Here is a 25,914-nt window from a genome sequence, read left to right on the forward strand (position 1 = left end):
AGGTTAACGATTGAAAAGTAAACGATGTCCTGAACCCACCTCTTGAATCTTGCCATCGGTATAGGCCAATAATCCAGAAACAATAGTATGTTCAATGGTCGATGTAAATGTATGGTTTTCAAAAGGAGACCATCCGCATTTGGATAAAATATTCTCCTTAGTTACCGTATGTGGTTTGTTTAAGTCAACCAAAACTAAGTCTGCCCAATATCCTTCGCGGATATAGCCACGCTGTTCAATTTGGAACAAAATTGCTGTATTATGGGCCGTTTTCTGTACCATTTGCTCCAAGGTCATCTTTCCTTGTTTTACCAGATCCAATAGCGCCTGTAAGGCATGCTGTACCAATGGGCCACCAGATGGTGCCTGTAAATAGGGTTGAGATTTTTCCTCAAAAGTATGAGGAGCATGGTCTGTTGCAATAACATCAATATGTCCATCCAATACGGCCTCAAGAATAGCATCACGGTCAGCTGCTGTTTTGACTGCGGGATTCCATTTTATGAAATTCCCCTTAGTCTTGTAATCAGCATCCGAAAACCAAAGATGATGGATACAGGCTTCTGCAGTTATCCGTTTTTGCTCCAGAGGGATATTGTTTTCAAATAATGCTGTCTCCTTAGCCGTTGAAATATGCAGGATATGAAGTCTGGTATTGTTCTTTTTTGCTAATTCAACAGCCTTGGATGATGAAAGATAACAAGCCTCGGCAGAACGGATCAAGGGATGCATTTCAATGCTAACGTCTTCGCCATATTGCTCTTTGAACTTGGCCAAGTTCGCTTGAATGGTAGCCTCATCCTCACAATGTGTCGCAATTAAAGTTGGCGCTTGGCTGAAGATGGCTTCCAAAGCTTTTTCATTGTCAACCAACATGTTTCCCGTGGAAGACCCCATAAAAACCTTGATGCCACAGACGTCTCTTGGATTGGTTTTCAGTACTTCGTCCAAATTATCATTTGCAGCCCCCATAAAGAAGGAATAGTTCGCTAGGGAATTGTCCTGCGCTATATCATATTTATCCTGAAGTAACTTTTGGGTCAAGGTATTGGGAACGGTATTTGGCATCTCCATAAAGGATGTAGTACCGCCAGCTACCGCTGCTCTACTTTCTGTAAAGATATTCGCTTTATGGGTCAGACCCGGTTCACGAAAGTGAACTTGATCATCGATCAATCCTGGAAAAAGATGTAATCCTTCAGCGTTTATGGTTTGGTCGGCATTGGTTTCAATCGTGTCGGCTATTTTTTCTATTCTGCCATTTTTAATAAAAAGATCCTGCACCTTAATGCTGCCTTCATTCACAACATGGGCATTCTTTATCAATATTGTAGACATGTAATTTATCTTTAAAGGTTATGCTAAGCAAATATACTAATTTCAAGGAGCCTACAGGAGTATAAGCACGATTTAAAAGCTGTTTTTACTGTCGTTTTCTGGGGGATTTCCACGGTCAAATGTCCCCAGCGGAACATAGAATTGCTCCAACTCTTCCTTTCGGTTTATCTTTCGACAACCACCATTCTCCAAAAGCAGCAACTCGGTCGCAATATCTAATACGTTCATATAATCATGGTCAGAAATCAGGAAACCTTTGATTTTGGATTTTTCAACCAATACCGCCTGGATTTTCTCCTTCAGAATGGGCGATATGCCAGAAAATGGCTCATCCAATAAAATAAATGTTGCTTTCTGTTCGATTAATAGCATGATTTCCAAATAGCGTAACTCTCCTCCTGCCAGGTCCGCAATCTTATTGTTCAGGATAGGCAAGATCAACTCATCGCTTTCAACTTTCGCCCGGCTCTCTTTATCGGATAGCATAAATTCAATGGCTTTCTTTACTCGAAAGGAAGTGGGCAAAAAGCTGTCTTGGGGAAGATAACAAACTTCCCTGGTTGGGAAAGCCTGACTCACTTTATGGCCATTTACCCTGATATATGCATTGTGGGCTCTCAAGGATCCAAAAATAATTTTCATGAGCGTCGATTTCCCAGTTCCATTGCGACCTAATAGCCCGATAATATCGCCGACTTTCAATCCCAAATAGCCTCCAGTCAGCAACTGATTGTTACCGGTATAACTGAACTGCACCGAGTCCACAAATAATTCTTTATCCTTTATATCCATAATGCATGATGATGAGGAGGAGGAAGGAAACCAAAAGATTGGCAAGGAAAGTATAGATTAGCAGATGCTTGCGGGATAATCCCAGATTATAAAATAGGTATTTGGTGTTGCCTTCAAAAAATCGAACCAACGCTGCTGAACATAGGTAGCCAACGGTCATAAACACAAAGGGAAAATAGCCAAAATATTGAATGCTCATGGCAAGACTCAACACCAGGTTGATGAATAGAATTGGCTTATAAAATTGCCAGAGGTGTTTGAGTTCTATTGGCATAATTAAATCTACTAAGAAATTAACCAAGTCCAAAATAAATAATCTATTAATCAACAGCTTGTTGAAAGTAATTTATGCTTAAGCTAAAAGCTTTGCAGCTAGGAGTTGTTTGAAAAAAACATAATCAATATGCCACATTTAGCAAATCACTCCATTTTCTTAAAAGGAGGCAAGTCTTTCCACCATTTCATCAAAGCTTTGCTATATTTTTTCACGAGTTGTTTTCTTTCATCAGCAAGATTTACACTTTCGTTGGGGTCGGATTTCAAGTTGTACAGCTCGGGGCTACTACCATCTAGGTTCATCATAAATTTCCAATCCTTATCTCGGATTGCCAGGGCTGGGCTACGGTTTATTTTCTTGGGAAAACTGAATACGGTAGAATCATTCCTTCCATATTCCCAGATAAGCGGTTTGTTTCGGGTAATGGGATTTCCAAGGATAGCACTGCTTAGATCTTGACCATCAATCCCCTTAGTATTCTTCAAAGCAGCTTCTGCAAGCTTCGCAAGACTTGGCAGCAGGTCTAGCGCTGAAATGACGGTATGATCATCGATTTGTCCTGCTTTAATCCTTGCTGGCCACCTCATCAATAAAGGCATCCGGATTCCGCCCTCATATAAGGAGAGTTTACTCCCCCGTAGGCCCGCTGAACGGTCCTGCCTGAAATTGGGTAAAGGACCATTATCACTGATAAAGATGACCAAGGTATTTTCATCCATGCCAAGTTTCTTCAAGCCCACCATTAATCTTCCGATTTCTCGATCATATTCTTTGAGGACAAACTTAAAGCTTCTCTCCTCCTGGGGTTTCCAATCAAACTTTCCAGTTTCATCATCACCGGCAATCCAAGGGGTATGAACATCGTCTGTCCAGACATTGATAAAGCAGGGTTCATTCCGGTTCTTTTGCAAGAAATCAAGGGTTCTGTCCACAAAGTATTTTGTTCGGTTCCACCTTTTCACGCTGTCCTGGTCCGACCATATCCAATCCGAAGCGGTGATTGCAGGGTCGGGATCAGGGCTTTCATAAGTTCCTGCCCAAGCGTCAAAACCGTATTGGTCGAAGTTTGGTGCATCGGTTACGTCGCGCCCACCACCGAGATGCCATTTACCAAAGTGAGCCGTTTTATAGCCCTTAGCTTTTAGCATATCGGCCATGGTAAGAATATCAGGGTCAAGGAAGTCTACCTGTTCTTTTTTCCTATTGTCTTCACGGGTGTTCAGGAAGGTTGTAAAATGGAGCTTCGCAGGGCGCTGGCCGGTCAGTAGACCTGCGCGAGATGGGGAACAGATAGGAGACGCACTATAATAGTTGTTGAATCGGATCCCTTCTTTACCCAATCTATCGAGATTGGGCGTTTCATATCGTTGATGGTATGAACTTAAATCACCTATACCTAGATCATCTGCAAGGATCAAGATAATATTAGGTTGTTTATGGTTTTGCGCAATGCTATACTGGACAAATAAAGACAGTAAAGCAAAAATGGCAGGTTTTAAGGCGTTCTTCATGGCAATAGGTTATGTATCCTGGATAAACATTTACCCAATTAACGGCACAAAGCCCAAAAAGTTTGAAAAAGAACGCCTTAACCTGCTAACACTCAATTAACCGAAGTCGGTAAATACAGGTACATGAATACATAGTACATGGCCCAGCCCATAAAAACGATAATGATAATCCATACCCACCAAGGAATCCCCTGAGGAGTTTCACTTCCATCAATCATAAAGGTTTCAGAATTTCCTTTCCCATAGGCGTTGATCATGATGGGCACCAAGTCATCAATCACGGCGTTTTCCTTAATTCCGGTAATTTCGATTGCCGGACCGTTTCGGACTTCAAAAGGAATGATCCTGACCCCTTCTTTTCCTTCAGGGTCTTTGCTGACAATTCGAAGTTGGTGTTTTCCGTCGACTAGTTTTCGGGTATCCAGTTCAAAATTAACGGGGCTGTATGTTTCAGCTATAGGGATATTTTCATCATCGATGAAAATAAATATTTTACTTCTTTGGCTCATAGTTATCAGAATTTAGAATAAACCTTTTGATATGGTCAGACTGTTTTTCCCCTGGTTTGATGATCATTTTCAAGAACATTCCCAAAGCGATCAATGAAATCAGGATGATGGCGATGACCATGATGTATTCTAGGTTGCTTTTTGGAGCTGTACCATGTACCCAGCCTCTCAAAATTTTAGGTTGGTTCCTTTCACATACCGGGCAAGCCATTAAAAAGGTTATGCAAGTACTAAAAAGCAGTGTCAATTGAAATTTTTTCATGATTATTTGGATTGAGTCTTTACGAAGTCTACGATTTGCTTGATATCTTCAGCTTTCACTTTTTCACCATTATTACCCCAGCTGCTCCTTTCATAATTGATAATGGCGGCAACTTCTTTTTCAGTAAACCCAGCGTTTACCCCTACTGCTGCCATCACGCCATAATCAGGCCTGCTATCATAACCGTTCATGATGATATCGATATATAGTTCCAGATCATCGCCGGTTACAACAGGACTGCCCTTTAGGGGAGGAAAAGCTCCAGGTAGCCCATTGCCATCTGCTTGGTGGCATGCTTGACAATGTGCTACATATAGGGCCTCGCCATCCAATTCTTCTTCAGCTGCTCCTTGGCCAGCGGCGGCCTGCGCTTTTCTTTTATATAGAAACTCTGGAACATCAGCTTCCAGTTTAACTTGTTTCAAGGACTGCAAATAGGCTATCAACTGCATAGCCTCTTTGCTTGCTACGACTTTTTTTCCATTACTGGGTGCAAAATCTTCGGGAATATTGACCACAACATCTTCCTTGTCTGGTATGGCTTTATATTCAAACAAGAAAGGATAAGCAGGCATAATGGATTCCTTGACCACTATACGAGGATTGTAAAGGTGGACCAAATTCCATTCTTTGCTAGGTTGACGATTTCCTACATCGGTCAGGTCTGGCCCAGTTCGCTCTGTCCCCATCAATGTTGCGGTATTTCTCCAAACATCCAGTCTTTCATTATGTGCATAATCAGCTGCTACACTTGGTCGCTGACCGAAAACCTTATCCATATCTACATTTCTGACCTGTTGGGTATGGCAAGCCACACAGCCGTTGGCAATAAATATAGACTTGCCGGCAGCAGCATCGGGAGAGAGCGGTTCGGATTGAGGCAGAGGTGCATTTATCAACTGGTTGTTCAATGCGGGAAGAATGGCAACAAAAATCGTTAATACAATAAAGAAGATTGCTGCAGTAATAAATAGTTTTTTATGATCGTCGAAAAACTCCATGATCGTTTATTTTATTTTTGAACTTTAATAGTTGATTGGTTTTCAAATTGGCTGGTAATTTCTTCAGCTAAGTCTAATTCTTTTACATCAGCCATCATCTTATATAAGTTATAGGCGAAAATGAGGTGAGAAAGCCACATCAGACTACCTCCGATGGCTCTCCATAACCAATAAGGCGCCATAAAGGCCACCCCATCGATAAATGGCTTGCCTTCTAACCACATGATTCCTTTCAGGGTGGATCCATACATCAATGGCACGGTATACATCAACATTCCGATGAAGGCGAACCAGAAATGGGCCCCTATACTGATTTGGGGTGCCTCACGTCCGGTAAATCGCGGCACGATGGTATATATGGATGCCCACAGGAAAAAGCTGATAATGCCGTACATGGTCAAATGCGAGTGGGCAACGGTAAAGTCAGTAAAGTGCCAGATCAAGTTGGTCTCGCGGAAGGCTTCGGCGGTACCTTGCATCGATCCAGTGAAGTAAAAGATGATGCCGACCAAGAAAAAGGGAAGGATATAACTATCGCCCAATTTGTACCATGATCCTTTAAAGGTCATGAGGAAGTTGGTCGTCCCGGCAATAACGGGAATGGCCATTCCGGCACTTCCGACAATAGCTACAGTCTGCAACCACCAAGGAATGGAGCTGAACACAAAGTGATGGCTTCCAATCAGGGTATAAAACAATATCTGCGTCCAAAAAGCGAGAATCCCTAAACTATAGGAATAGATTGGCCTATTGAGTTGCTGAGGAAGGAAATAGTACACGAGGCCTAGACAAAAAAGCATAAACCACATACCGACACCTTGGTGCATGTAATAGCCCTGGATGATTGTCTCTCCAAGACCATTCTGCCAAAAAGGTAAATAGGCTGCTAGGCTAATCACAATAGTAAAGATTACCGCAGCGACTATATACCAGTTTGATATATAAATTTCCCGAGTTGTCCTTTTTGCAATGGTTTTATAATAATTGATTAGTGTCAAAACCAATGCAATTCCAAACAGCAGCATAATAGGCCAGATATATTCCCTATACTCGCCTCCGCTATTGTTAATTCCTGCCATCAGGGAAATGGTTCCCACAAACACACAGACATTGATCAAAACAAGACTGTACCAACCTAGTTTTAAGCTATATAGTTTGGTGTTACTGACCCGTGGGACTACATAATAACCTAAACCGATCATGGCTAGGGATGCCCATCCCCAGAAGACGGCATTGGTATGGACTGGCCTTAACCTCCCGAAGCTAAGCCAGCTAAAACTCTCCATGTCTGGAGCGACGAATTTAAAACCGAGGTATTCCCCGATGGTGGTTCCAAAAACCAACCAAACAGTTGCCGATATCAAATACCAGTTGACCATCTTGGATAGGTCCACATCAAAGTTGGTCCTATCGGTTGATCTTTTCTTCTTGGAAACGATCGGGATTCCATGGTTTTCATTGATGGACAATAGCCCTTTGGGATCCACTGCTTGATTGGAACCGGACAGTACGTCGGGTTTCAATCTATAATCAGCAGCTTCCTGAAAGGCTAAAAGTTCTTTTTCAACCTCAGCTAAAGGCCTGTTTTCCAATTCTTGGACAATTACTTTCGCTTCCTCTTTTTGAGCGTTAATGTTCAACTTAGATAACCTCCGATTGATTCTGACGAACAATAAAACTAGAATGAAAATGGTCGGTATCAAGAGCAACACTAAAGTGATAATAACGCCTGCCTTAGACCAGATGGATTCACTGGTACCATCAATGGATACAGTCTGTGCTAAGGATTCCAAGGGAAACAAGGATGTTCCAAGGAGGAAAAAGGCCAGTAACCAAGATTTCAGCTCCTGCCTGCTCTTTTGCTTGATTATACGCGCAATTTGGCTGGAGTTCATTTTCTTGAGTGAGTTTTTCCATAGATTAACATTCAGCTTGGATCTCTCTTTTAAGAGAAAGGTGCTGACCTGTTTAATGCGATCAATCAAGAGGAGAACCACAATAAGGATGGAAAGGAATACTAGCAGTAGAAAACCTATCCAAAACTCAACTGGACTGATCTTAGAATGGAAAAAAATGGATTGTGTGAGTAAATCTTGGACCGATTTACCGTCCGAAAGGATTAAATTAAGAGTTAAAATAGAATTCATGTTAAATTCGATATGATCTTTGAATTTAGATTAAGCCATATTCTTAAATAAAATGAATTTGAAGAATTCGCGATTTGATGAAAAGGTTAGTTTTCAGGAAGTCGTAAAAGTATTGCTGGAATGCAACCTACCCTCGCTTGGATTTATTTGAACAATTCAATGACTTAATTGAACAAAGTTAAGACTTGAATTAATAAAAGACAAATTTATCTTTTATTAATTGCAAAGAAATTTAAACCTCTCTGTTTATAAATGATTTACAAAAATTACAATCCTATTTTCAGAAAGATTAAGTGGAATTTATTGCTTTGGCTGGGCAAGTTCTCGCCGTATCCTACTCAAGGATTGCGGAGTGATTTTAAGGTAGGAAGCGATATATTGTTGCGGAACCTGTAAAGCTAGTTGAGGATATCGTTTTACAAATTCAAGATACTTGGTTTTGGAATTGCCAAAATTTAAAAAGTCGTTGTCTTTAATCTTATTCAGCAACGTGGCTTCCGTAATGGTTTTGAGGAAAATAAAGAAATTGGGGATCTGTTGGCATAATCTTTCCACAACTCTCTTATGAATAGCATAGATTTCTGTTTCGACGACTGCTTGGAAAGCTTCACTCGACGCAATACTGGAATAGTAACTTTCCAGATCGACAAAGAATTGATTCTCCCTAAAGAAATACTTGGTAATTTCATTCCCATCTTGATCAGGCTTAAAGATCCTGACGATACCGGATTCAATAAATGCAATTTCGTGAGCAATCTGTCCTATTTCCAAAAAATAATCAGATGCTGCTAACTGTTTTTGCTTGAAGTTGGAGGCAATGACCTCGATATCCGCATCAGAGAGTATTGCCCCAAATCTTAATATGGATTTTAACCTTTGCATTTACTTAACGATTCCTAGTTCTATAACACTATTTGCACAATCTAAAATGGCCTTCTCCAAAGAATGTACTTTCCAACCTAATTCCCTTTTGGCTTTGGAAGCATCTACCTTTCTCCTTAAACCCAAATCCAATAATACAGGTTTTAAGGCAGGTTCAAAAATAGACATTATTCTAGCCAAAAAATTAGGGAGGTTGGCGGTTCTGATTTTCCTTTCGGGAAAATGGGTTTTTAAGACTTCAGCCAGCTCCCTCATAGACATGTGACCTTCGGTTGCCATATATCTATTTCCAGCAGCATTTTCCAGTTCCATCGCATCTACCAATAATTTGGCGACGGAACGCACATCAACTATTTCAAATCCTATTTTTGGCATGGCAGGCATGCTACCCGATAAGATCTTAACGATAATATTGGCGGAGGTACCATAATCTTCCTCCAATACAGGTCCTAACATGGCACCTGGTAGGATGCTGACTAATTCCATTCCATTTCCTTCTTCTTTGATAAACTTCCATGCAGCTTTTTCAGCAATGGTCTTGCTCCTCATATACGGAGCAGTATCCTGTTTATTGCTTTCATCGGTCCAGTGCTCCTCAGTAAAAACCCTGTCCAATTCATCTATTTGTTTTCCATATACCACTGTGGAAATCGAAGATACCAAAACCACTCTTTTTACATGGTTATGCTTGGCTGCATGAAGAACATTCAATGTCCCCTCTTTTGCTGGGAGGATTAATTCATGCTCATTCTTCGGTAATTCTCGAGGGAATGGAGAGGCTGCATGGATGACATAGTCCTGATTTTCGCAAGCGGTTAACCATGCTCTTTTATCCAGCAGGTCTGCCTGTACAAAAGATAGGTTACTTATATTCTGGGTATGATTGGCAATTACTTGCTTAATAGCATCTGCACGTTTCATGTCCCGTAGAGACCCTGTCACCTGATATCCTCGGTTGAGCAATTCTATAGCAGTATGGGAACCCAAGAAACCGGTCACCCCTGTCAACAATACTTTTGATTTGTTCATGACTTTGAATTTTGATTAATACAAAGTACCTGAACATTGAGAAGCCCTCAATTACCAATTGGTAAAAAATGAAAACAGATTAAATAGCTTGACCAAAGGTGATTAAGTTATTATCAGGATCAAGGATAGCGAATTCTTTTTGCCCCCAAGGTTTTTCCGTTAAGCTTCCATTGGGATGAATATTGACGCCACGGTCTATCAATTCTTGGTAAAGTCCTTCGATATGGTTTACGCGGATATAAACCTGACCATAATTTTCTTCGGGTACAAGGTCCAAAAAAATAAAGAAATGAAGTTCAGCATCATCTTTTTTCAAGATCATATAGCTTTCAAAATTCTCAAATCCTATTTCTTGAAAACCTAATTGTTGCACGTAAAAGTCTTTGGTTACGGTCTTTACGCGCATGGGTAATTTGGGGCAGGCAGCTGTTAACATAATCGAATTATTTAATTGTTAAAATAAGTATAATTTTTGGAGTAAAGTAGGTCGTATTATCTCTTTTTATCCTCCATTAGTTGTTAATAACCATCCAAATTCCATACCATATCAGTTAACATTTTTACATCAATCGATAATATTTATTCACTACAAAATGCATTGGCTGTAAAAACTGAGAGGAAATAAAAATATTTCAAAAAAAGGGAAACCTTATAAAGGTTTAATTATCAATCAAATAATACAACACATCTTTGATATTGACCTATATTCAATAAGATTTAACATAAAAAGACAAAATATATCCAAAATATGTTCGTTTTTGTATCAATTGTATCATTACCGTTACAATGATATCACATATTTAAACTTATATTATGTATAAAACACTAACCCATCTATTTTTATGGCTATTTGCTATACAATTATCTTATGGACAGGAGCGAACAGTAAAAGGAAACGTTGTTGACGAACAGACAAAGTCTCCTATAGTCGGCGCAACAGTCCGTTTAGACGCCAGTAAAAAGGCCACTCAAACCGATGATTCCGGAGCTTTCAACTTAGAAATTCCTGCAGGCGCTGTAAACCTGACCGTCAGTGTATTAGGCTATAATACAGTGAAACAGGCAGTAACAGCAACAGACTCCGTGATTTCCATTTCCATGACCGCACAGACCGCAAGGATTGATGATGTCGTTGTCACGGCTCTGGGTGTTCAACGGAAATCAAAAAGTTTAACATACTCGACTCAAACGGTTAAGGGAGAAGATCTGACCAAAGTCAAGGATGCCAACCCCATGAATAACTTGACAGGGAAGGTCTCTGGGATGCAGATCAACCGAAGTTCATCGGGTATTGGAGGTTCGGTCAATATCGTCCTTCGCGGTTTTAAATCCAACCGGAACAACCAGCCTCTATATGTAATCGACGGTTTGCCGATTACCAATACAGGTGGATCGGGTTCGGAAGGAGCTTTTGGTGGCGGACCAGATCGTGGAGATATCCTGAGTACCCTGAATGCAGATGATATTCTGAGCATCAACGTCCTGAAAGGGGCCTCTGCCTCTGCCCTTTACGGTAGCCAAGGCGCAAACGGGGCCATCATGATCACCACCAAAAAAGGAGCTGAAGGTAATCTGAAAATCGATGTATCATCAAGCATTACCGCTGACCAAGCTTTTTACCTTCCGAAGTTACAGTACCGCTACGGACAGACAACAGAGGGATCCGAAGAGAGCTGGGGTGAGAAAGGTTCATTCCAAGACCCTGTAGATGGATTCTATAATACTGGAACAACTTTGATCAATACCGTTTCCCTGAGCGGAGGAACTGAAAGGATGCAGAACTATTTCTCTTATGGCAATACCACAAACAAAGGTATCCTGCCAACCAATTCGTTTAATCAGCATTCAGCAACCTTTAGAAATTCCACTAATTTTTTCGATAATAAACTAAGCTTTGACGGTAGTATGATGTACTCCAGACAGGACATCCACAACCGTCCAACATCTGGCTTGTACTTTAGCCCGATTGCAGGTCTTTATCTGTTCCCAAGGGGTCTGGATTTTGATAAATACAAAAACAATTATGAGTACCTATCCCCTACGCGAAATCTATACTTACAGGATTGGTGGAATATCAATGCTGATGCAGGTTTGACGGGCACCCACCATTCACAGAATCCATTTTGGGTATTGAACCGCAACCCAACATTCCAATTACGCGACAATATCATTGCCCAAGGGCAATTGAAATATACCATCAACGATTGGTTATCAGTGAGTGCCCGAGGAACTCTGAACAAGCGATGGGATAAATGGGAAAGACATGTCTATGCCGGTACGCAAGGTGTTCTTTCTGGAGAAAAAATAGAAGGTGTTTTAGATGATAATGGTCGCTATACCCGTGACCAGACTGAAAGTACCGCTTTGTATGGTGATTTACTCTTCATCGGTAACAAAACATTTGCCGAGGATTGGGACCTGAACTTTACAGCTGGTACTTCGATCAATGATACTAGATCCACAGGTTGGAACCTAGATCAGTTAAAACTAGCTGTAGCCAATAAGTTTTTATTGAGCAATATTTACAGGGATGCGCCCATCAATGTATTAAATGAATCCATCAGCAGGCGTCAGTTGCAATCGATATTCGCGTCTACCAACTTGGGCTATAAGGACAGGATATTCTTGGATTTAACGGCACGTAACGATTGGGCTTCTACCCTTGCCAATACTCCGCAAGAGAAAAAAGGATATTTCTATTGGTCAGCAGGTTTATCGGCAGTACTGTCGGACATGATCAAAATGCCAAGTTTTATTACCTACAGTAAACTAAGGTTGACCATGGCGGAAGTAGGAAATGATGTCGGAATTTACAGTACTATCCCGACAAACACCCTGGCAACCGGTATTTTGAACGCTAATGTTTCAGGTCCATACCAAGGATTACCATTGCGTCCGGAGATCAGCAGAAGTTATGAAGTGGGCTATGAGGGAAGGTTTTGGAACGACCGCATCAATTTTGATTTGGCCCTTTACAAAACAAACACAAAGGATCAATATTTTTCATACGAAGCCCCAGTTGGACAGGTGTTCACGACCGTTTTCCTAAATGCCGGAAATGTACAGAACAAGGGTATTGAAGCAGCCTTGGGTATTGATGCGATCAAGAAGGATAATTTCAACTGGAATACTTCTGTGAACTTCACAGCAAACCGCAACAAGATCTTGGAATTGGCTCCAAAACTAGGCGAACGCTATTCCGTAGGCGGTAATTTCAATGTGCTTCGTTTAAATGGATCATTCGGAGATTTCTGGGCAAGGACTTTCTTGCGTGATGAGAATGGGGTGATGGTGGTTGATGATACCGGAAGGCCACAAATTGGACCTGAAGGATATATTGGAAATAATAATCCTAAATCCATAGTAGGCTGGAACAATACCATCAATTACGGAAAATTCGGTTTAAGCTTTACGATAGATGCCCGATTTGGAGGTCAGGTCATTTCAGTGACCGATGGTTATTTGAACTCCTTCGGTGTCAGTGAGGTAAGTGCTGCAGCAAGGGATGCAGGCGGTTTGGATATCCCGGCTGTTAAACTCGATGGCACCCCTTGGTCAGGTAAAATCCCAGCGCAGGCCTACTATAGCGCGGTGGGAAACAGAGATGGGATTATTGAAGGCCAAGTGTATGATGCCACAAATATCCGGATGCGTGAGATTTCATTGAGTTATGGTCTTCCAATCAAATGGAAAGGTGTAAAGAGCGCATCCATATCATTGACGGGCAGGAACCTGTTTTTCTTCCGTAATGATGCACCATACGATCCCGAGCTCAACACCACAACAGGTGTTGGAGCACAAGGCTATGATAGCTTTGCCTTACCTGCTACCCGCAGCTATGGATTAAACCTTAAAGTATCCTTTTAATAACCAAAAGAAAAGAAATGAAGACATTAAAATCATATTATAAACTGTCAGGAATATTATTGAGCAGCCTTTTCCTGACGATGAGCTGCACCAAAGACTTTACGGAATTAAACACGAACCCTGCTGGGGTAACGGATGAAGAAGCCATGGGAGACTTTGCCTTGGTCGCTTCATTCCTTGCACAAGGACAACGAGCTATTCTTTCCGAAAATGTAGGTGAGTATCAAGTTTCAAACAACTTGACCAGCGATGCCTATGGCGGCTATTTCGGTGCTGAGGCTCCCTTTGTAGGTAATGCAAACAACCTGACCTATAGCTTAGTCCCAGGTTGGTATTCTTCCCTATGGGTTGACCGGTATATCCGAGCGATGAATCCCTTATCCAGAGTAGAGCTACTGACCAGGAACGACGAAAAAATGAAAGACATTTTTGCCTTTGCCAAAATTTTGAAAGTGTCTGCCATGCATCGTACATCCGATAAGGTTGGACCTATCATCTATAGTAAATACAATGCGCCAGATGAGAATGATCAGATCCAGTATGACAATCAGCAGGATGCCTATAAAAACTTTTTTAAAGATCTGGATACCGCTACGACAATACTAAAAACGTACAAAGGCAAAGAGGTGTCTGCGGCCATGAAAAAGTCTGACTTGGCTTACACAGATAATAATTACGATCGCTGGTTGCGAATAGCCAATACCCTACGATTAAGACTTGCGCTCCGTATCGCATTCAAGGATGCTGCATTGGCTAAAACTGAAGGTGAAAAAGCCTTGAACCCTGAAAACGGAGGTTTATTGGAAGCCACAGCAGATAACTGCTTTATCAAATTAAGTACGGACCATCCATTGAACATCATAACCACGACATGGAGCGATACACGGATGCATGCCAGCATAGAAACATTTCTGGGCGGTTATAAAGACCCGCGTCTAGGAAAATTGTTCCAGACCGCTACAGACCCAGCGGTCAAAGGACAATTTAAAGGGATCCGTACCGGAATTGACATAGATGCAAAGAGCCGATATGATAACTATTCAAAATTACAGCCATTATCGAATAAGATGCAATTAATGGTATCATCCGAGAGTTGGTTCTTAAAGGCTGAAGCAGCCTTGAGAGGCTGGAGCAATGCAGGTAATGCCAAAACTAACTATGAAACTGGGATTGAAAGATCATTTGAAATGTACGGTTTGGGCGCGCAGGCAACAGCTTACAAAAACAATGCTACCGATAAACCAATGCCTTACATCGATCCAAAAGCAATCAAGGCCGGACAGAACGATATCAAGGCTGGTTCTCCATATTTAAGCACAATTACCATTGCTTGGAATGAAGGCGATAGCAAGGACAGGAAATTGGAAAGGATCATCACCCAGAAATGGATTTCCATGTTCCCTGACGGAGATGAAGCATGGGCAGAGTACCGCCGTTCGGGATATCCAATTTTGTTCCCAGTGGTGGTCAACTACAGCAACAATACGATCCCTACAGTTCCAGGAATAAGAAGAATGCCGTATCCGGAAAGGGAATACAACAGCAATAGCGCAGCGGTGAACGAAGCCGTGAAAATGCTGGGAGGACCAGACAATGGTGGAACTCGGTTATGGTGGGATGTAGAAAACAAGAAATTATAGTTAAATGATTCAGTGGTAATTTTATGAGCGGAGGGGATAATTCCTTCTCCGCTTTTTTATGTCCGTTCATTATCGAACAAATAATGTCCGAAAATGAACAACTTAAGGACTAATCAAATCACAATTAATTGATTATAACCCAATTGATGCAATGGCAATAAAATTGCAAGCTGTTTTCCATATCTATAGAACACAACTGCATCTGCTAAAACCTTAACAATGAATTGGAGCTATATAAAAATTGCTTGGCGAAATATCAGTAAGAAAAAACTTCAGAACATTATCAATTTAATCGGATTGATCTGTGGCATTACTTTCATCATGATCGTCGGTGCCTATATCTGGGATGCAAAGCAGGTGAATGCTCATCTAAAAAACAAGGATCAGCAATATCTATTGCAGAGTTCATATAAAAAGGATGGTTTAGGATTAGACATCACCACTGTGGGTGCACTTCCGAAAGCACTGGCTGAGGAGTATCCTCAACTTGTTAAGAATTACTACAGACTCGACGGCCTGACTTGTATTGTATCAAATGGTACAGATAAGTTTGAAGAAGGGGCAAGTTTGGGCGACCCCAGCTTATTAGCCATGTTTGGCTTTGAGCTCCATGCAGGAGATATTAATACGGCTTTAAAAGACCCTTTTTCATTGGTCATTACGGAAGCAGCCGCCATGAAATACTTCGGCCGAACCGATGCGCTTGGTGAACAATTATCCATTAGAAACTTCAATGGTGAAAAGCATGATTTTATGGTAACCGGGATAATCAAACCAAGTTATCAAAACTCGGTCCTTGAATTAACCCCTGCCCTGCGCAGTGATTTCTTTCTCCCTATTGCTTCTGAGAAATACTTTGGTCGGGACATTGATAATTGGGAGAATCCTTACATCGTTGGTTTCTTGGAATTACAGAAAGATATTGCTCCTGAGCAACTAAAGTCAGCGATAAAAAGCTTAGTCAGCAAACATACTGACAAGGCTTTTGCAGACAATTATAGTCCGGATCTAAAACCATTGAAGTCCTATTATTTGGAAAGCAATGATGGAGCTATTCAAAAAATGATTGATATCCTGCTTTACATTGCTGGGTTCATCCTTTTGATGGCAATCATTAATTTCATCAATTTTAATCTCGGCCAAAATATAGGTCGATTAAAAGAAATTGGCATCAGGAAAATCATGGGAGCCCAATCCAATCAAATAGCATCCCTATTGCTTACAGAATATGTAATTCTCCTGTGTTTGATTTTATTGATCTGCCTCCCATTGTATATCCTAGCCAAACCACTTTTCGAAAATATTTTCATGCGCAGGCTACCGCAATTAACGGAATTGCCCTATTATTTCTACCTGGGTATTTTCTTGTTTTCCATATTGATCGGATTAATTTCTGGCCTATATCCTGCTATCAAACTTTCAAGAAACAGCTTGTTAAATTCAGTAAAGCTTCAGTTTGACAAAGTAAAAAACAAACACAGCATTCGAAAAGCTTTGCTGTTCCTTCAGTTTACTACAGCAATAGTCATTTTGACTTCCACCATAATCATCGCCAGACAGATCCACTTATTTGTCAATAGCGATTTGGGATATAATAAAGAATATATCCTCACGGTCCAGACGACTCGAGATTGGAGCCCTGAAGGTGTTCGGAAAACCCAAACTATCCAGCAGGAATTGGAAAAGCTGAATGAAATTGAAGAGATCAGCTTATCCTATGAAACCCCAAATAATATAGTTGGGAAGGCAGAAATTGCATTGATGGACAAGTCTGATGAACCAATCAATTCTCAAATGATTATTTCAGATTCCAAATTTGCTGACACCTATCAAATCCCGATGCTGGCAGGTCAATTCTTTAGCTCCAACCTGGTAGATACCATGGCCCCTCAAGAGGTAGTAATCAATCGAAAAGCAATGAATGTATTAGGATTTGAGCATGCTGATGATTTAATCGGTAGGAATTTAAAAATCAATGGATCAGCTGACCCGATTAAAGTCGTTGGGATTACTGAAAACTTCATTCCCAATTCCATGCATAATCCGAATACTGCAATTATCTGGCTGAATGTTGCCCAGAATAATTTTTATCGCTATTTCAATATCCGGATGAAACCAGGCTCCATTTCAAATTCCATTCAAAATATTGAGAAGAAATGGCATTTCCTTATGCCCGATGCTCCATTTGAATACCATTTCATGGAAGAGAATATTCGGAAAATGTATGAAACCGAACTGCAGTTGTACAGAGCTTCCATTTCAGCTACGGTTATTACTTTAATTATCGTCTGCTTAGGCATCATCGGTTTGGTCTCCTTATCAATCAGTGCCAGAAGTAAGGAAGTAGGCATGCGAAAAATATTGGGTGCAAAACTATCTGATCTGCTGGTCTTATTTTCAAAAGAGTATTACCTGTTGTTTATAGCTTCTGTCCTGACGGCAGTGCCGATTAGTTTCTTTCTGATGAGGAAATGGTTAAACAATTACGAATTTAGGATACAGATTTCTGCCTGGAACTACCTATTACCAATCCTTCTGCTCCTGGCATTATTAGCTGGATTGATCCTCTTCATCTTATATAGAAACGGGAGAGGTAATCCTATCCATAGGTTAAAGGAAGATTAAGCTATTGATTAATAAAAAAGCCGGCTTGAACCGGCTTTTTTCATATTCCTATACCTTCGGGAGTTGATACCCATTATTGTATTTGGCGGATAAATAGCCATTCGCTTCTTCATCCGTAAATTTCGCCTTATCCTTATCCCAATAGAGCTTCTTGCCAGTTCTGTAGGCAATATTCCCCATTTGGGACAAGATAGCAATATGAGCTCCGGCTTCTACAGGAGCATGGAGGATGCTCTTATCCTTGGTTCGGATTGCGGTCACAAAGTTCTCCATATGTTTCTCCAAACCATTATCTTTTGAAGGTTGATGTGGAACAGCTTCCATCCTACCCTTTTCCGGAATGACTTCCCAGCCACCTCTATTCACCACCAAGGTACCATTGTTCCCAATAAACGAAACGCCATGGTCTTTTCCATAAGGGCCCAAGTCAATACCTGTCGCTTGTTCCCATTGCAGGTAAAAGTCGTCAAATGCGAATACAGTAGTTAGGGAGTCCGGTGTTTCAGCAGCATCATCTGGATAAGCAAACTTACCGCCGGTTGCCATGATGGAGTTAGGATTAGACACTTTCATACCGATCAAGGCAAAGTCCAACATATGCACACCCCAATCGGTCATCAGGCCACCTGCATAATCCCAGAACCATCTGAAATCAAAATGGAAGCGATTTGGATTGAATGGCCGCTTTGTTGCCGGTCCTAACCATTTATCATAATGCACTCCAGCTGGAGGAGCAGAATCTGGCTTTACAGGGATACTCTTCATCCAACCCTGATAAGCCCAAGCCTTGACAGACCTAATCTTTCCTAATTTTCCACTGTGCACAAAGTCCATCGCATCTCTAAAGTGCTGCTGACTACGTTGCCATTGACCAACCTGTACAATCTTATCGTACTTTTTGTCCGCTTCCAACATCACTTCACATTCTTTGATGGAATTCCCCAAAGGCTTCTCCACATACACATGCTTTCCTGCCTTTACTGCATCGACCATCATCACGCAATGCCAATGGTCTGGCGTTCCAACGATCACAGCATCTACATTAGGATCTTTCAATAGATCCTTATATTCAATATATTTTTTGACCTTGATGTTTTTTTGTTCCAGTTCCGAGGCTCTTTTGTTCAGCACATTTTCATCGACATCACATAAAGCTGTACAGGTCACATTATCTATTTTTAATATCGCATTCAGATTCGACCAACCCATGCCGTTTGTACCGATTAGGCCTATACGCATAGGGGTATTCTGATTAGCGAAAGCTTCCGTTCTAAAAAGCAAAGTCGAGGCGGCGAGCACGCCGGCACTCTTGAGAAAATCTTTTCTTTTCATTTATTGTTGTTGTTTTAGGTTTTAAAAAATTAGGTGTGTAATAAAAGTATTATTTACATTTCATCAAGATACAAAAAATCTGAAAAATTTAAGGTTATTTGATTTCAAAGAATTGACTGTTAGTAGTTAAGGATATTTTAGTATATTGTTATAAGCAAAAAAATGTACCCTATGGAAGAAAGTATCCCTTTTAAGCCGATAAACTTGCTTATTGTCGAGGATCAACAGATTATCGTGGATGGGTTGATCATGATCCTGAGCGGACACCCGAAATTCGGCGAAATCAATGCTTGCACAGATACCAAGGAGCTTTTGCATGCCATCGATACCTACAAACCCGATGTTATCTTAATGGACTTCAACATGCCCCATATGGATGGTATCCAGTGTATTGAAGCGGTACTGGAAAGCAATCCAGACCAGAAAATACTGATGCTGACTGGCTATGATGACACCGAACTTATTCGTGAAGCGTTACGAAAAGGAGCTTTAGGCTATGTTTTGAAAAACATAGCAAAAGATGAATTGATCAAAGCGATTGTTGCCGTAAATGAAAGGAAGAGACATCTGGACCAACAGGTACAGAATAAGGTCGTTGAAGCTTTTTTAATGAATGAGGAGCATAATAAAGTCGAGCAAACCTCAAATAAAGATGCTTTCAATCTATCGAATCGCGAAATTGAAATCTTGAAATTGATCGCTGAGGGTAAGCCGAGCAGCAAGATAGCCGATCAACTCTTCATCAGTGCCAATACCGTCGATACCCACCGAAAAAATATCATGGCAAAATGCGGGGTCAAGAAAATAACAGAACTGATCACCTTTGCCAATAAGAATCAACTGCTTTAGCTTTTAAGGGGCAGCGTAATTGAAAAAAACGAACCTGCATCCAATTTACTGTCTACTTCAAACTTTCCTCCAATTAACTGAGATCGGGTCAATATACTCTTAAGACCTAACCCTATCGTATTTTCAGGTTCGTAAATAAATCCCTTCCCATTATCCTCCAGACTGATGATCAACTCCGAATCATTATCGATCAACTGAATATTGATTTCCGATGGCTGGGCATGCTTCACCATGTTGTTTATCAACTCTTGGATGATCCTATAGATATGGACTTCCATGGTCGCGGACAGGTTCTTGGAATCATATTGCTGGTAAAGGTTGAACTTGATATTCGGGTAGCTCGATTTTATATGGTTGACCAGTTCCTGAATGGCGGATTTCAAGCCCAATTTACTGAGCGAAATAGGCATCAAATTATGCGAAATAGTCCGGATATCAGCGTTTACCCGATCGACATCCTGCATCAATTTTTGGATCTCCTCAGCAGCCTTTGGACTATCCAGATGATCCTCAAGATGGGTCAACTTCATCCGGATGGCCGATAACTGGACTCCAGAGCTGTCGTGCAGTTCTTGGGCTATCCGCTTCCGCTCCTGTTCCACGGTCGCCATCAAGAGCTTGGTGTCTTCTTCCTGCTTCTTGCCCAATTCCATCAACATCGCATTATGTTGCTCATACATCTTTTTCAACCGCAGCATCATCAAGGTAAATACAATCAGGACCTCCCAGACCATAGACCAAAGCATCATGTTCTGAACGTGAATGGTCCATAGAAAAAATGGCACCTTGGAGATCACATCGAGCTCCAAATTGAAATAATACTGCCCAAGTTGCCTGATACTTGTGGTCAGGATTGTATAGGCATGAGGTGCAAAGGCAATCATAAACCAGATCGTTTCGGTCTTGTTCCTTTGTCTGGTCAATAAAATAACCAATATGTACAAAATGATTCCACAGGTAATGGAGAACATAACCGTATTCAACTTTTGGATCAAGGAAAATATGGAATGCGGGATCCATTGGTACATCATCGCAATGATGGTCAGCAGTAAAGAACATAGAACAAAAACCCAAAGTACCTTGTCCAATCTCTTGACAAAACGACGGGTGACAAAATATTCCCGAAAGAAGCTGACCCCAAAGATCAAATACAGGTTGGTGAAGATATAACTGGAGATATTTTGAACAGATGGATAATCTCCCCACAAGTACTTATAGGAAAGCCCTAAATCAGAATAGATATAGCTGGCTCCAAAAAATATATAAAAGAAAAAAGCCCATTGCTTTCTTTCTTTGGTCAATACCAAGGTAATGCCCAGGATAAAAAGGAACGCTGTGGTAATGAAAAAGAAATAGGAAATGGTCGTGGTTTCTTTTAGGTAATAGGCCTCCCGTTCATGTTTGTCCCAGAGCAATAAATTGAAATTGATGGCCGAATAGTCGGAATGGACCTTCACAAAGTAACTTCCAATTTCCAGTGGTTGCAATTCTATGGAGAAGATCAGGTTTTGATGCTTTACCGTCCGATTAGCAAAGGGATAACTGGAACCAAGGATCTTGACCAGTACAAAGCGATCTCCAACTTTTTTATACAAGGTCAGGGAATTAAGATTGGGATTGGTAAACTCTAAATATAGGTTTCTGGCAACAGAATCCTGATTAGCCAGATTGACCCGCACCCATAGGTTACCATCTACTTTTCCAAAATTATAGATGGGCTCCTGAAAGGGTTGAAATTGCTTCTCAGCAGGAAGGCTATCGCTTGCAGTGTTATCGTAATAGTAGGCTGTAGATGTGGAAATATTGAGGTGCTCGGTCGTATCAGGCAACAAAATGGTCTGCGCTTCCAATCGACTGGAAAACAAACTGAGGAGCAGTACAACTGCCAGTGTCCATATCAAACCATGCAGCTTCATTATCCTAATTTACAGTTTAATCCTGTAGAAAACCTAGCTAAAGCACTATAAAATAAGGCTATCCGACCGAATATCACCTTTCAGGTTAGTGAAATACACCAAAAAAGGGATTTGGTTAAAATCCTCTTTTTGGATGTTTTATGCGGTTAAAATTTGTCGTCACTTTGAGTTAACAAATCAGAAAGGAGAAATGATATGAAAACCTTAAAAATAAAATCACTCTTATTCGGCCTTGCTTTGATCGGCCTAAATTATCTTCAAAGTTCTTGTAGCCGTTATTACTATCAGCCCAATGCAGTGAATGCTCCCATGATGAAAGAAAAAGGAGATTTAAAAATTGGGATATCAGGAACCACAAGCTCTGAGGACCTGAACGGTACCAATACCAGTTCATCCATTATCAATCTGCAAACAGCCTATTCCCCTATCAAACATCTGGGTGTGATGGTCAATTACTCCAATTACAATTACAACTTTAATGAGGAAGATCCATCAATAGGAAATGTGGATGCCCATGCAGGGCTATTTGAAGGTGGCATCGGTGGTTATTACCCCATTATTGCCCGTGAAAACGGATTTGGCCTGATTGCCGATACTTATGTTGGATACGGCGGAGGTAAACTGAGCAGTGATGTGAACATGAATTTTAACAGGACCTTTATCCAACCCGGAATAAACCTTACTTTCCCATATTTTGATGTAGGTTTAGCGACTCGGATTTCCGGCATCAAATACAGTAATTTTGACGCCAATGGCATGACCCCTGAATATATCACCGAACATAAATTGGACAATATCACAGATAAAAGACATTATTTCTTTGAACCGGCATTTACCCTAAGGGCAGGATATAAATTTGTCAAGGCAGAATTGCAGGTCGTGGGAAGTACCCCAATGAGTGAGATTGATTGGGAAAGCAAAGGAACGGTTGTCACCTTCGGGATCCATTTCTCCTTGATGGATGCCATAAAATTTGTAAAAGATAGATAGTGGATTATTGCAAAAAGAACGGAGCAAAAATTTGCTCCGTTCTTTTTATTTAAGCACCCACTTTAAGGGTTTCTTTATCTTTTCATACTCCTGTTCCACAGCCTTATTCCATTCTTCAGCTGAAGTTATCTTTCCAGCTCGATTCCAAACCGCAGCATTGTAATACACAAAATCTTGATCGTTCCTAGCCTTGCTTAATAGCAAGAATTGCTCAGGCCTTCCGGAATCTAAAATGACCTTTTGCTTTGGGATGATGACAGCTATCCCAGTCTGTCCATTATTTGCAATTTCGGGCTCCCAATAGGCCATAGTTTGATTTTTTTGCCCAACTGTAACTTTCGGCTGACCTTCTTTCCGTTTAGCAACCCCGATTGCAATTGCAGTAATACTGGCTTTATTATTTTCAACCTGCAACACTATTTTATTAAAATTACTGCCCGCATCCAAGCTTATTATCTTATTCAATTTCACTTCCTGCCCTTCCAACTCCTCTGGATCATACTCCAATTTGAAGCTGGTCCTTAAGGGTCCGTTATCCAATATCTGGTATCGACGATAATGCTTTGTAAACTTCAACCCCTTATTTGATAGGAGCGCTACATCCCCTGCCCCAAGCGTTTGCCCAACGGTATAATAATCCATTCCTTCCCCGTTATCTTGATGGTAGTTCTCTACCTTATACCATTTATTTACGATCAATTTATCGGTTCGCTTCGCCCAATAGTCCATCCCTTGACCATCATCTTTTCTGCCTTCCAATGCCTTTCCATATAAGCGGAAAGCCACGACATCATTTTCCCAAGCAAAATCGTCGAAACGTTCCGGAATATAGCGAGCAAAGGTTTTTGGCTCTATCCTAGTTTCAGGATCTTTGTCTAGCTTATATTTTATGGTAGCCTGGGCTGGAAGTTCCACTTGGATCAATACATTTACAGGCATGTCAGTACCCAATTTTTCCAATTGATAGGGAATAAGTTGATTGTTTCCATCGCGAATACTAAAGACCGTATCGACCTTAAAATGCTCCTTAAATTTTTGAAAAGGAATGGAAATCAGTTCTTTTCTAGGATGCTTACTTGGATTTTTTACCACTATATATTGGGCATGACTAAATGCCAAACAGTTTACTATGATTAGGCAGGTCAATAGGATTCTCTTCATAGCTACTAATTTCAGAAAATGAATCTATCGAAAAAAGAGATATTTTAACACAACCCTCATCGGATCGCCTGAATACTTTTGATATTTACACCATTGAAGCAACCATCTTGACAATTACCATCAACATAACCCGCAGTAGATATCATACCGTTATTTTTAGTTTCAAAATATACCTTAGCATTTTCACGCTTGATTATCCAATCCGTTTCTGCTAATCTATAAATTTCATCTAGGGTCCTGATTTGGGATGCATACCCTACCTTAGCACTCAATTTCCCAAGATTATTTTCGTCTTCGGTCCACCGTAGGAATTCAAGAAGTGTAATTCCATCCTTTTTTAATTGTTCTTCAAATTCTTTCCCTTTTTTCTTTAAGATCTCATCAAGTTCTTTTGATGTCCAGCCATTTTTCGGCAATTGCACAGATTCAAACGCAGTAAAATAAAATTCACGTTTTACAACCTTTCCAGACTCGACCGTTAACTTAGTTTCCCAAGAATATCCAAAAAATGAAGTCCCCGTAACAATGTAAAAGTAGCTGTTGTTGCTGCTCGCCTTAAACTTCTGAAAAACATCATAACTGTCCTTAAATTGAGATTCATATTTAAGATCAGACTTCTCACAGGATAAAAATAAAAAAGGAATCAGCAAGGAAATAATAATTGATTTAATTCGCATGGCTTTAAACTTTTAGGTGAATAAATAATAGTTTTAAACTAGAACGAAAGACAGGCCGATTTTGCCACAGGGGATCATAAATACTGTTCAATGTTATGGTGATTTGATTTCTGGATTTTTATTAGGAGGAGAATTGTGGTGAATCACATTACATCGGCATGAAGGAAAATTACTGCATTTCATTTTGACCTTAATTAAGACACTTTCGGAATTTTCGCAAGATGTATAAAGGGTTGGTTGAGGAGTTTTCAGATGATCCTCGAAAAATGATTGGATTTTGGCGAGAGAAGTGCTGGAATAATATGGGAAAATATCGAAAGGATTTCGGGGCATTTCCCGAATATGTCTCGAATGAGACTCGAATGAAAGTAATGTGATCGGGTTAGATTTTTAGAAAGAGATTAGGGTATGATTGGATGGAAGATGTGAAAGATATTTTTACGTTTTTTTAAAGGCCAATGCTTTCTAATTTGCTTTAAATATCTGAATACTTTTTTTAAAGTTCCTAGTCATTGATGGATTCGGAAGGATTAGAAATTGACGATCTTATGAATAAAAATATTTGCGCTTAAGTAAATCTATTTCTATGGCGACCCCAGCCTAGACGGCAGAAAGAATCTAAATACTAAATACTTGATACTAAATACTACGAAACCACGGTTCGAATCTGCCACACCCCGACACAAAAAAAGCTCGACCTAAGTCGAGCGTAAACTCCATCATTATCCTTTGGTAATACAGCAGAAAGTGTCTAAATACTAAATACTTGATACTAAATACTATTCACCGGTGGCAGGATTGCTTCAGCCCACAAACCCCAAACACTCCCCTGAAGCTCCTTCGGATCGAACCACGGTTCGAATCTGCCACACCCGGACACAAAAAAAGCTCGACCTAAGTCGAGCTTTTTTTAGTCGGGGTGGCAGGATTCGAACCTACGACCTCCACATCCCAAATGTGGCGCGATACCGGGCTACGCTACACCCCGAAAAGGTATCACCTTTGATTTTGTGTGGCACAAATATAAGGGGATATTTTTTAAATCCAATACCTTAAATAATTTTTCTGTGTAACCCACTGACTATTTGATGGATATTTTTAAAATACAG

At 40.6% G+C, this 25,914-nt stretch carries 20 protein-coding genes and 1 tRNA gene; 5 read left to right on the top strand and 16 right to left on the bottom strand.

Annotated features, from left to right (window positions below; genetic code table 11):
* Nucleotides 1–3: 3 nt before the first annotated feature.
* From RT138_RS08305 to RT138_RS08355, 11 genes are all read right to left on the bottom strand, one after another.
* Nucleotides 4–1,338 carry a dihydroorotase gene (locus tag RT138_RS08305; RefSeq protein ID WP_313190296.1) on the bottom strand — a complete coding sequence of 445 codons (1,335 nt, stop codon included), beginning with the start codon at nucleotides 1,336–1,338 and terminating at the stop codon, nucleotides 4–6.
* Between the two features lie 72 nt (nucleotides 1,339–1,410).
* Entirely contained in the window at nucleotides 1,411–2,130 is a 720-nt protein-coding gene (locus RT138_RS08310) for an ATP-binding cassette domain-containing protein (RefSeq protein WP_313190297.1), read from the bottom strand.
* Nucleotides 2,114–2,404 carry a hypothetical protein gene (locus RT138_RS08315; RefSeq protein ID WP_313190298.1) on the bottom strand — a complete coding sequence of 97 codons (291 nt, stop codon included), beginning with the start codon at nucleotides 2,402–2,404 and terminating at the stop codon, nucleotides 2,114–2,116. The genes RT138_RS08310 and RT138_RS08315 overlap by 17 nt, the downstream gene beginning before the upstream one ends.
* A gap of 146 nt (nucleotides 2,405–2,550) precedes the next feature.
* Nucleotides 2,551–3,918, bottom strand: coding sequence for a sulfatase-like hydrolase/transferase (locus RT138_RS08320; RefSeq protein WP_313190299.1), 1,368 nt, complete (start codon nucleotides 3,916–3,918; stop codon nucleotides 2,551–2,553).
* Nucleotides 3,919–4,010: 92 nt separating this feature from the next.
* Complete coding sequence (locus RT138_RS08325; RefSeq protein ID WP_313190300.1) at nucleotides 4,011–4,427, bottom strand: cytochrome C; 417 nt, start codon at nucleotides 4,425–4,427, stop codon at nucleotides 4,011–4,013.
* Nucleotides 4,411–4,638 (bottom strand): hypothetical protein, encoded by a 228-nt coding sequence (locus RT138_RS08330; protein WP_313190301.1) that lies wholly within the window; start codon nucleotides 4,636–4,638, stop codon nucleotides 4,411–4,413. The genes RT138_RS08325 and RT138_RS08330 overlap by 17 nt, the downstream gene beginning before the upstream one ends.
* Before the next feature lie 53 nt (nucleotides 4,639–4,691).
* Nucleotides 4,692–5,690, bottom strand: a complete 999-nt coding sequence (locus tag RT138_RS08335) for a cbb3-type cytochrome c oxidase subunit II (RefSeq protein ID WP_313190302.1) — start codon at nucleotides 5,688–5,690, stop codon at nucleotides 4,692–4,694.
* Nucleotides 5,691–5,701: 11 nt separating this feature from the next.
* On the bottom strand, nucleotides 5,702–7,837 hold the full coding sequence (locus RT138_RS08340) for a cbb3-type cytochrome c oxidase subunit I (RefSeq protein WP_313190303.1): 2,136 nt from the start codon (nucleotides 7,835–7,837) through the stop codon (nucleotides 5,702–5,704).
* 300 nt (nucleotides 7,838–8,137) lie between these two features.
* On the bottom strand, nucleotides 8,138–8,719 hold the full coding sequence (locus tag RT138_RS08345) for a Crp/Fnr family transcriptional regulator (protein WP_313190304.1): 582 nt from the start codon (nucleotides 8,717–8,719) through the stop codon (nucleotides 8,138–8,140).
* The gene (locus RT138_RS08350) at nucleotides 8,720–9,748 is read right to left on the bottom strand and encodes an aldehyde reductase (RefSeq protein WP_313190305.1); all 1,029 of its coding nucleotides are present in this window, start codon (nucleotides 9,746–9,748) and stop codon (nucleotides 8,720–8,722) included.
* Between the two features lie 79 nt (nucleotides 9,749–9,827).
* Nucleotides 9,828–10,184, bottom strand: a complete 357-nt coding sequence (locus RT138_RS08355) for a VOC family protein (RefSeq protein WP_313190306.1) — start codon at nucleotides 10,182–10,184, stop codon at nucleotides 9,828–9,830.
* Nucleotides 10,185–10,561: 377 nt separating this feature from the next.
* On the opposite strand from RT138_RS08355, the gene RT138_RS08360 reads away from it, so the two are divergent.
* From RT138_RS08360 to RT138_RS08370, 3 genes are all read left to right on the top strand, one after another.
* Nucleotides 10,562–13,615, top strand: a complete 3,054-nt coding sequence (locus tag RT138_RS08360) for a SusC/RagA family TonB-linked outer membrane protein (protein ID WP_313190307.1) — start codon at nucleotides 10,562–10,564, stop codon at nucleotides 13,613–13,615.
* A gap of 17 nt (nucleotides 13,616–13,632) precedes the next feature.
* On the top strand, nucleotides 13,633–15,255 hold the full coding sequence (locus tag RT138_RS08365) for a SusD/RagB family nutrient-binding outer membrane lipoprotein (protein ID WP_313190308.1): 1,623 nt from the start codon (nucleotides 13,633–13,635) through the stop codon (nucleotides 15,253–15,255).
* A gap of 219 nt (nucleotides 15,256–15,474) precedes the next feature.
* A complete protein-coding gene (locus RT138_RS08370; RefSeq protein ID WP_313190309.1) occupies nucleotides 15,475–17,880 on the top strand; it encodes an ABC transporter permease in 2,406 nt (801 codons plus the stop codon).
* Between the two features lie 48 nt (nucleotides 17,881–17,928).
* On the opposite strand, the gene RT138_RS08375 is transcribed toward RT138_RS08370, so the two are convergent.
* Nucleotides 17,929–19,212, bottom strand: coding sequence for a Gfo/Idh/MocA family oxidoreductase (locus tag RT138_RS08375; protein WP_313190310.1), 1,284 nt, complete (start codon nucleotides 19,210–19,212; stop codon nucleotides 17,929–17,931).
* Nucleotides 19,213–19,383: 171 nt separating this feature from the next.
* On the opposite strand from RT138_RS08375, the gene RT138_RS08380 reads away from it, so the two are divergent.
* Entirely contained in the window at nucleotides 19,384–20,061 is a 678-nt protein-coding gene (locus tag RT138_RS08380) for a response regulator transcription factor (protein WP_313190311.1), read from the top strand.
* Here the strand turns inward: RT138_RS08380 and RT138_RS08385 are convergent.
* Nucleotides 20,058–21,977 (bottom strand): 7TM-DISM domain-containing protein, encoded by a 1,920-nt coding sequence (locus tag RT138_RS08385; protein WP_313190312.1) that lies wholly within the window; start codon nucleotides 21,975–21,977, stop codon nucleotides 20,058–20,060. The two genes, RT138_RS08380 and RT138_RS08385, sit on opposite strands and share 4 nt — an antisense overlap.
* A gap of 195 nt (nucleotides 21,978–22,172) precedes the next feature.
* Here RT138_RS08385 and RT138_RS08390 point away from each other — a divergent pair, with 195 nt between their 5' ends.
* Nucleotides 22,173–22,967: a hypothetical protein gene (locus tag RT138_RS08390; RefSeq protein ID WP_313190313.1), complete on the top strand. Its 795-nt coding sequence runs from the start codon at nucleotides 22,173–22,175 to the stop codon at nucleotides 22,965–22,967.
* A 45-nt stretch (nucleotides 22,968–23,012) separates the two neighbouring features.
* On the opposite strand, the gene RT138_RS08395 is transcribed toward RT138_RS08390, so the two are convergent.
* The 3 genes from RT138_RS08395 to RT138_RS08405 all read right to left on the bottom strand — a co-directional run bounded on the left by RT138_RS08395 (nucleotide 23,013) and on the right by RT138_RS08405 (nucleotide 25,793).
* Entirely contained in the window at nucleotides 23,013–24,128 is a 1,116-nt protein-coding gene (locus RT138_RS08395) for a DUF4861 family protein (protein WP_313190314.1), read from the bottom strand.
* A 56-nt stretch (nucleotides 24,129–24,184) separates the two neighbouring features.
* A complete protein-coding gene (locus RT138_RS08400) occupies nucleotides 24,185–24,805 on the bottom strand; it encodes a hypothetical protein (protein ID WP_313190315.1) in 621 nt (206 codons plus the stop codon).
* Between the two features lie 914 nt (nucleotides 24,806–25,719).
* Nucleotides 25,720–25,793 (bottom strand) — tRNA-Pro (locus RT138_RS08405).
* Nucleotides 25,794–25,914 lie beyond the last annotated feature (121 nt).

This window comes from Sphingobacterium sp., from assembly GCF_032065005.1.
Classification (GTDB): domain Bacteria; phylum Bacteroidota; class Bacteroidia; order Sphingobacteriales; family Sphingobacteriaceae; genus Sphingobacterium.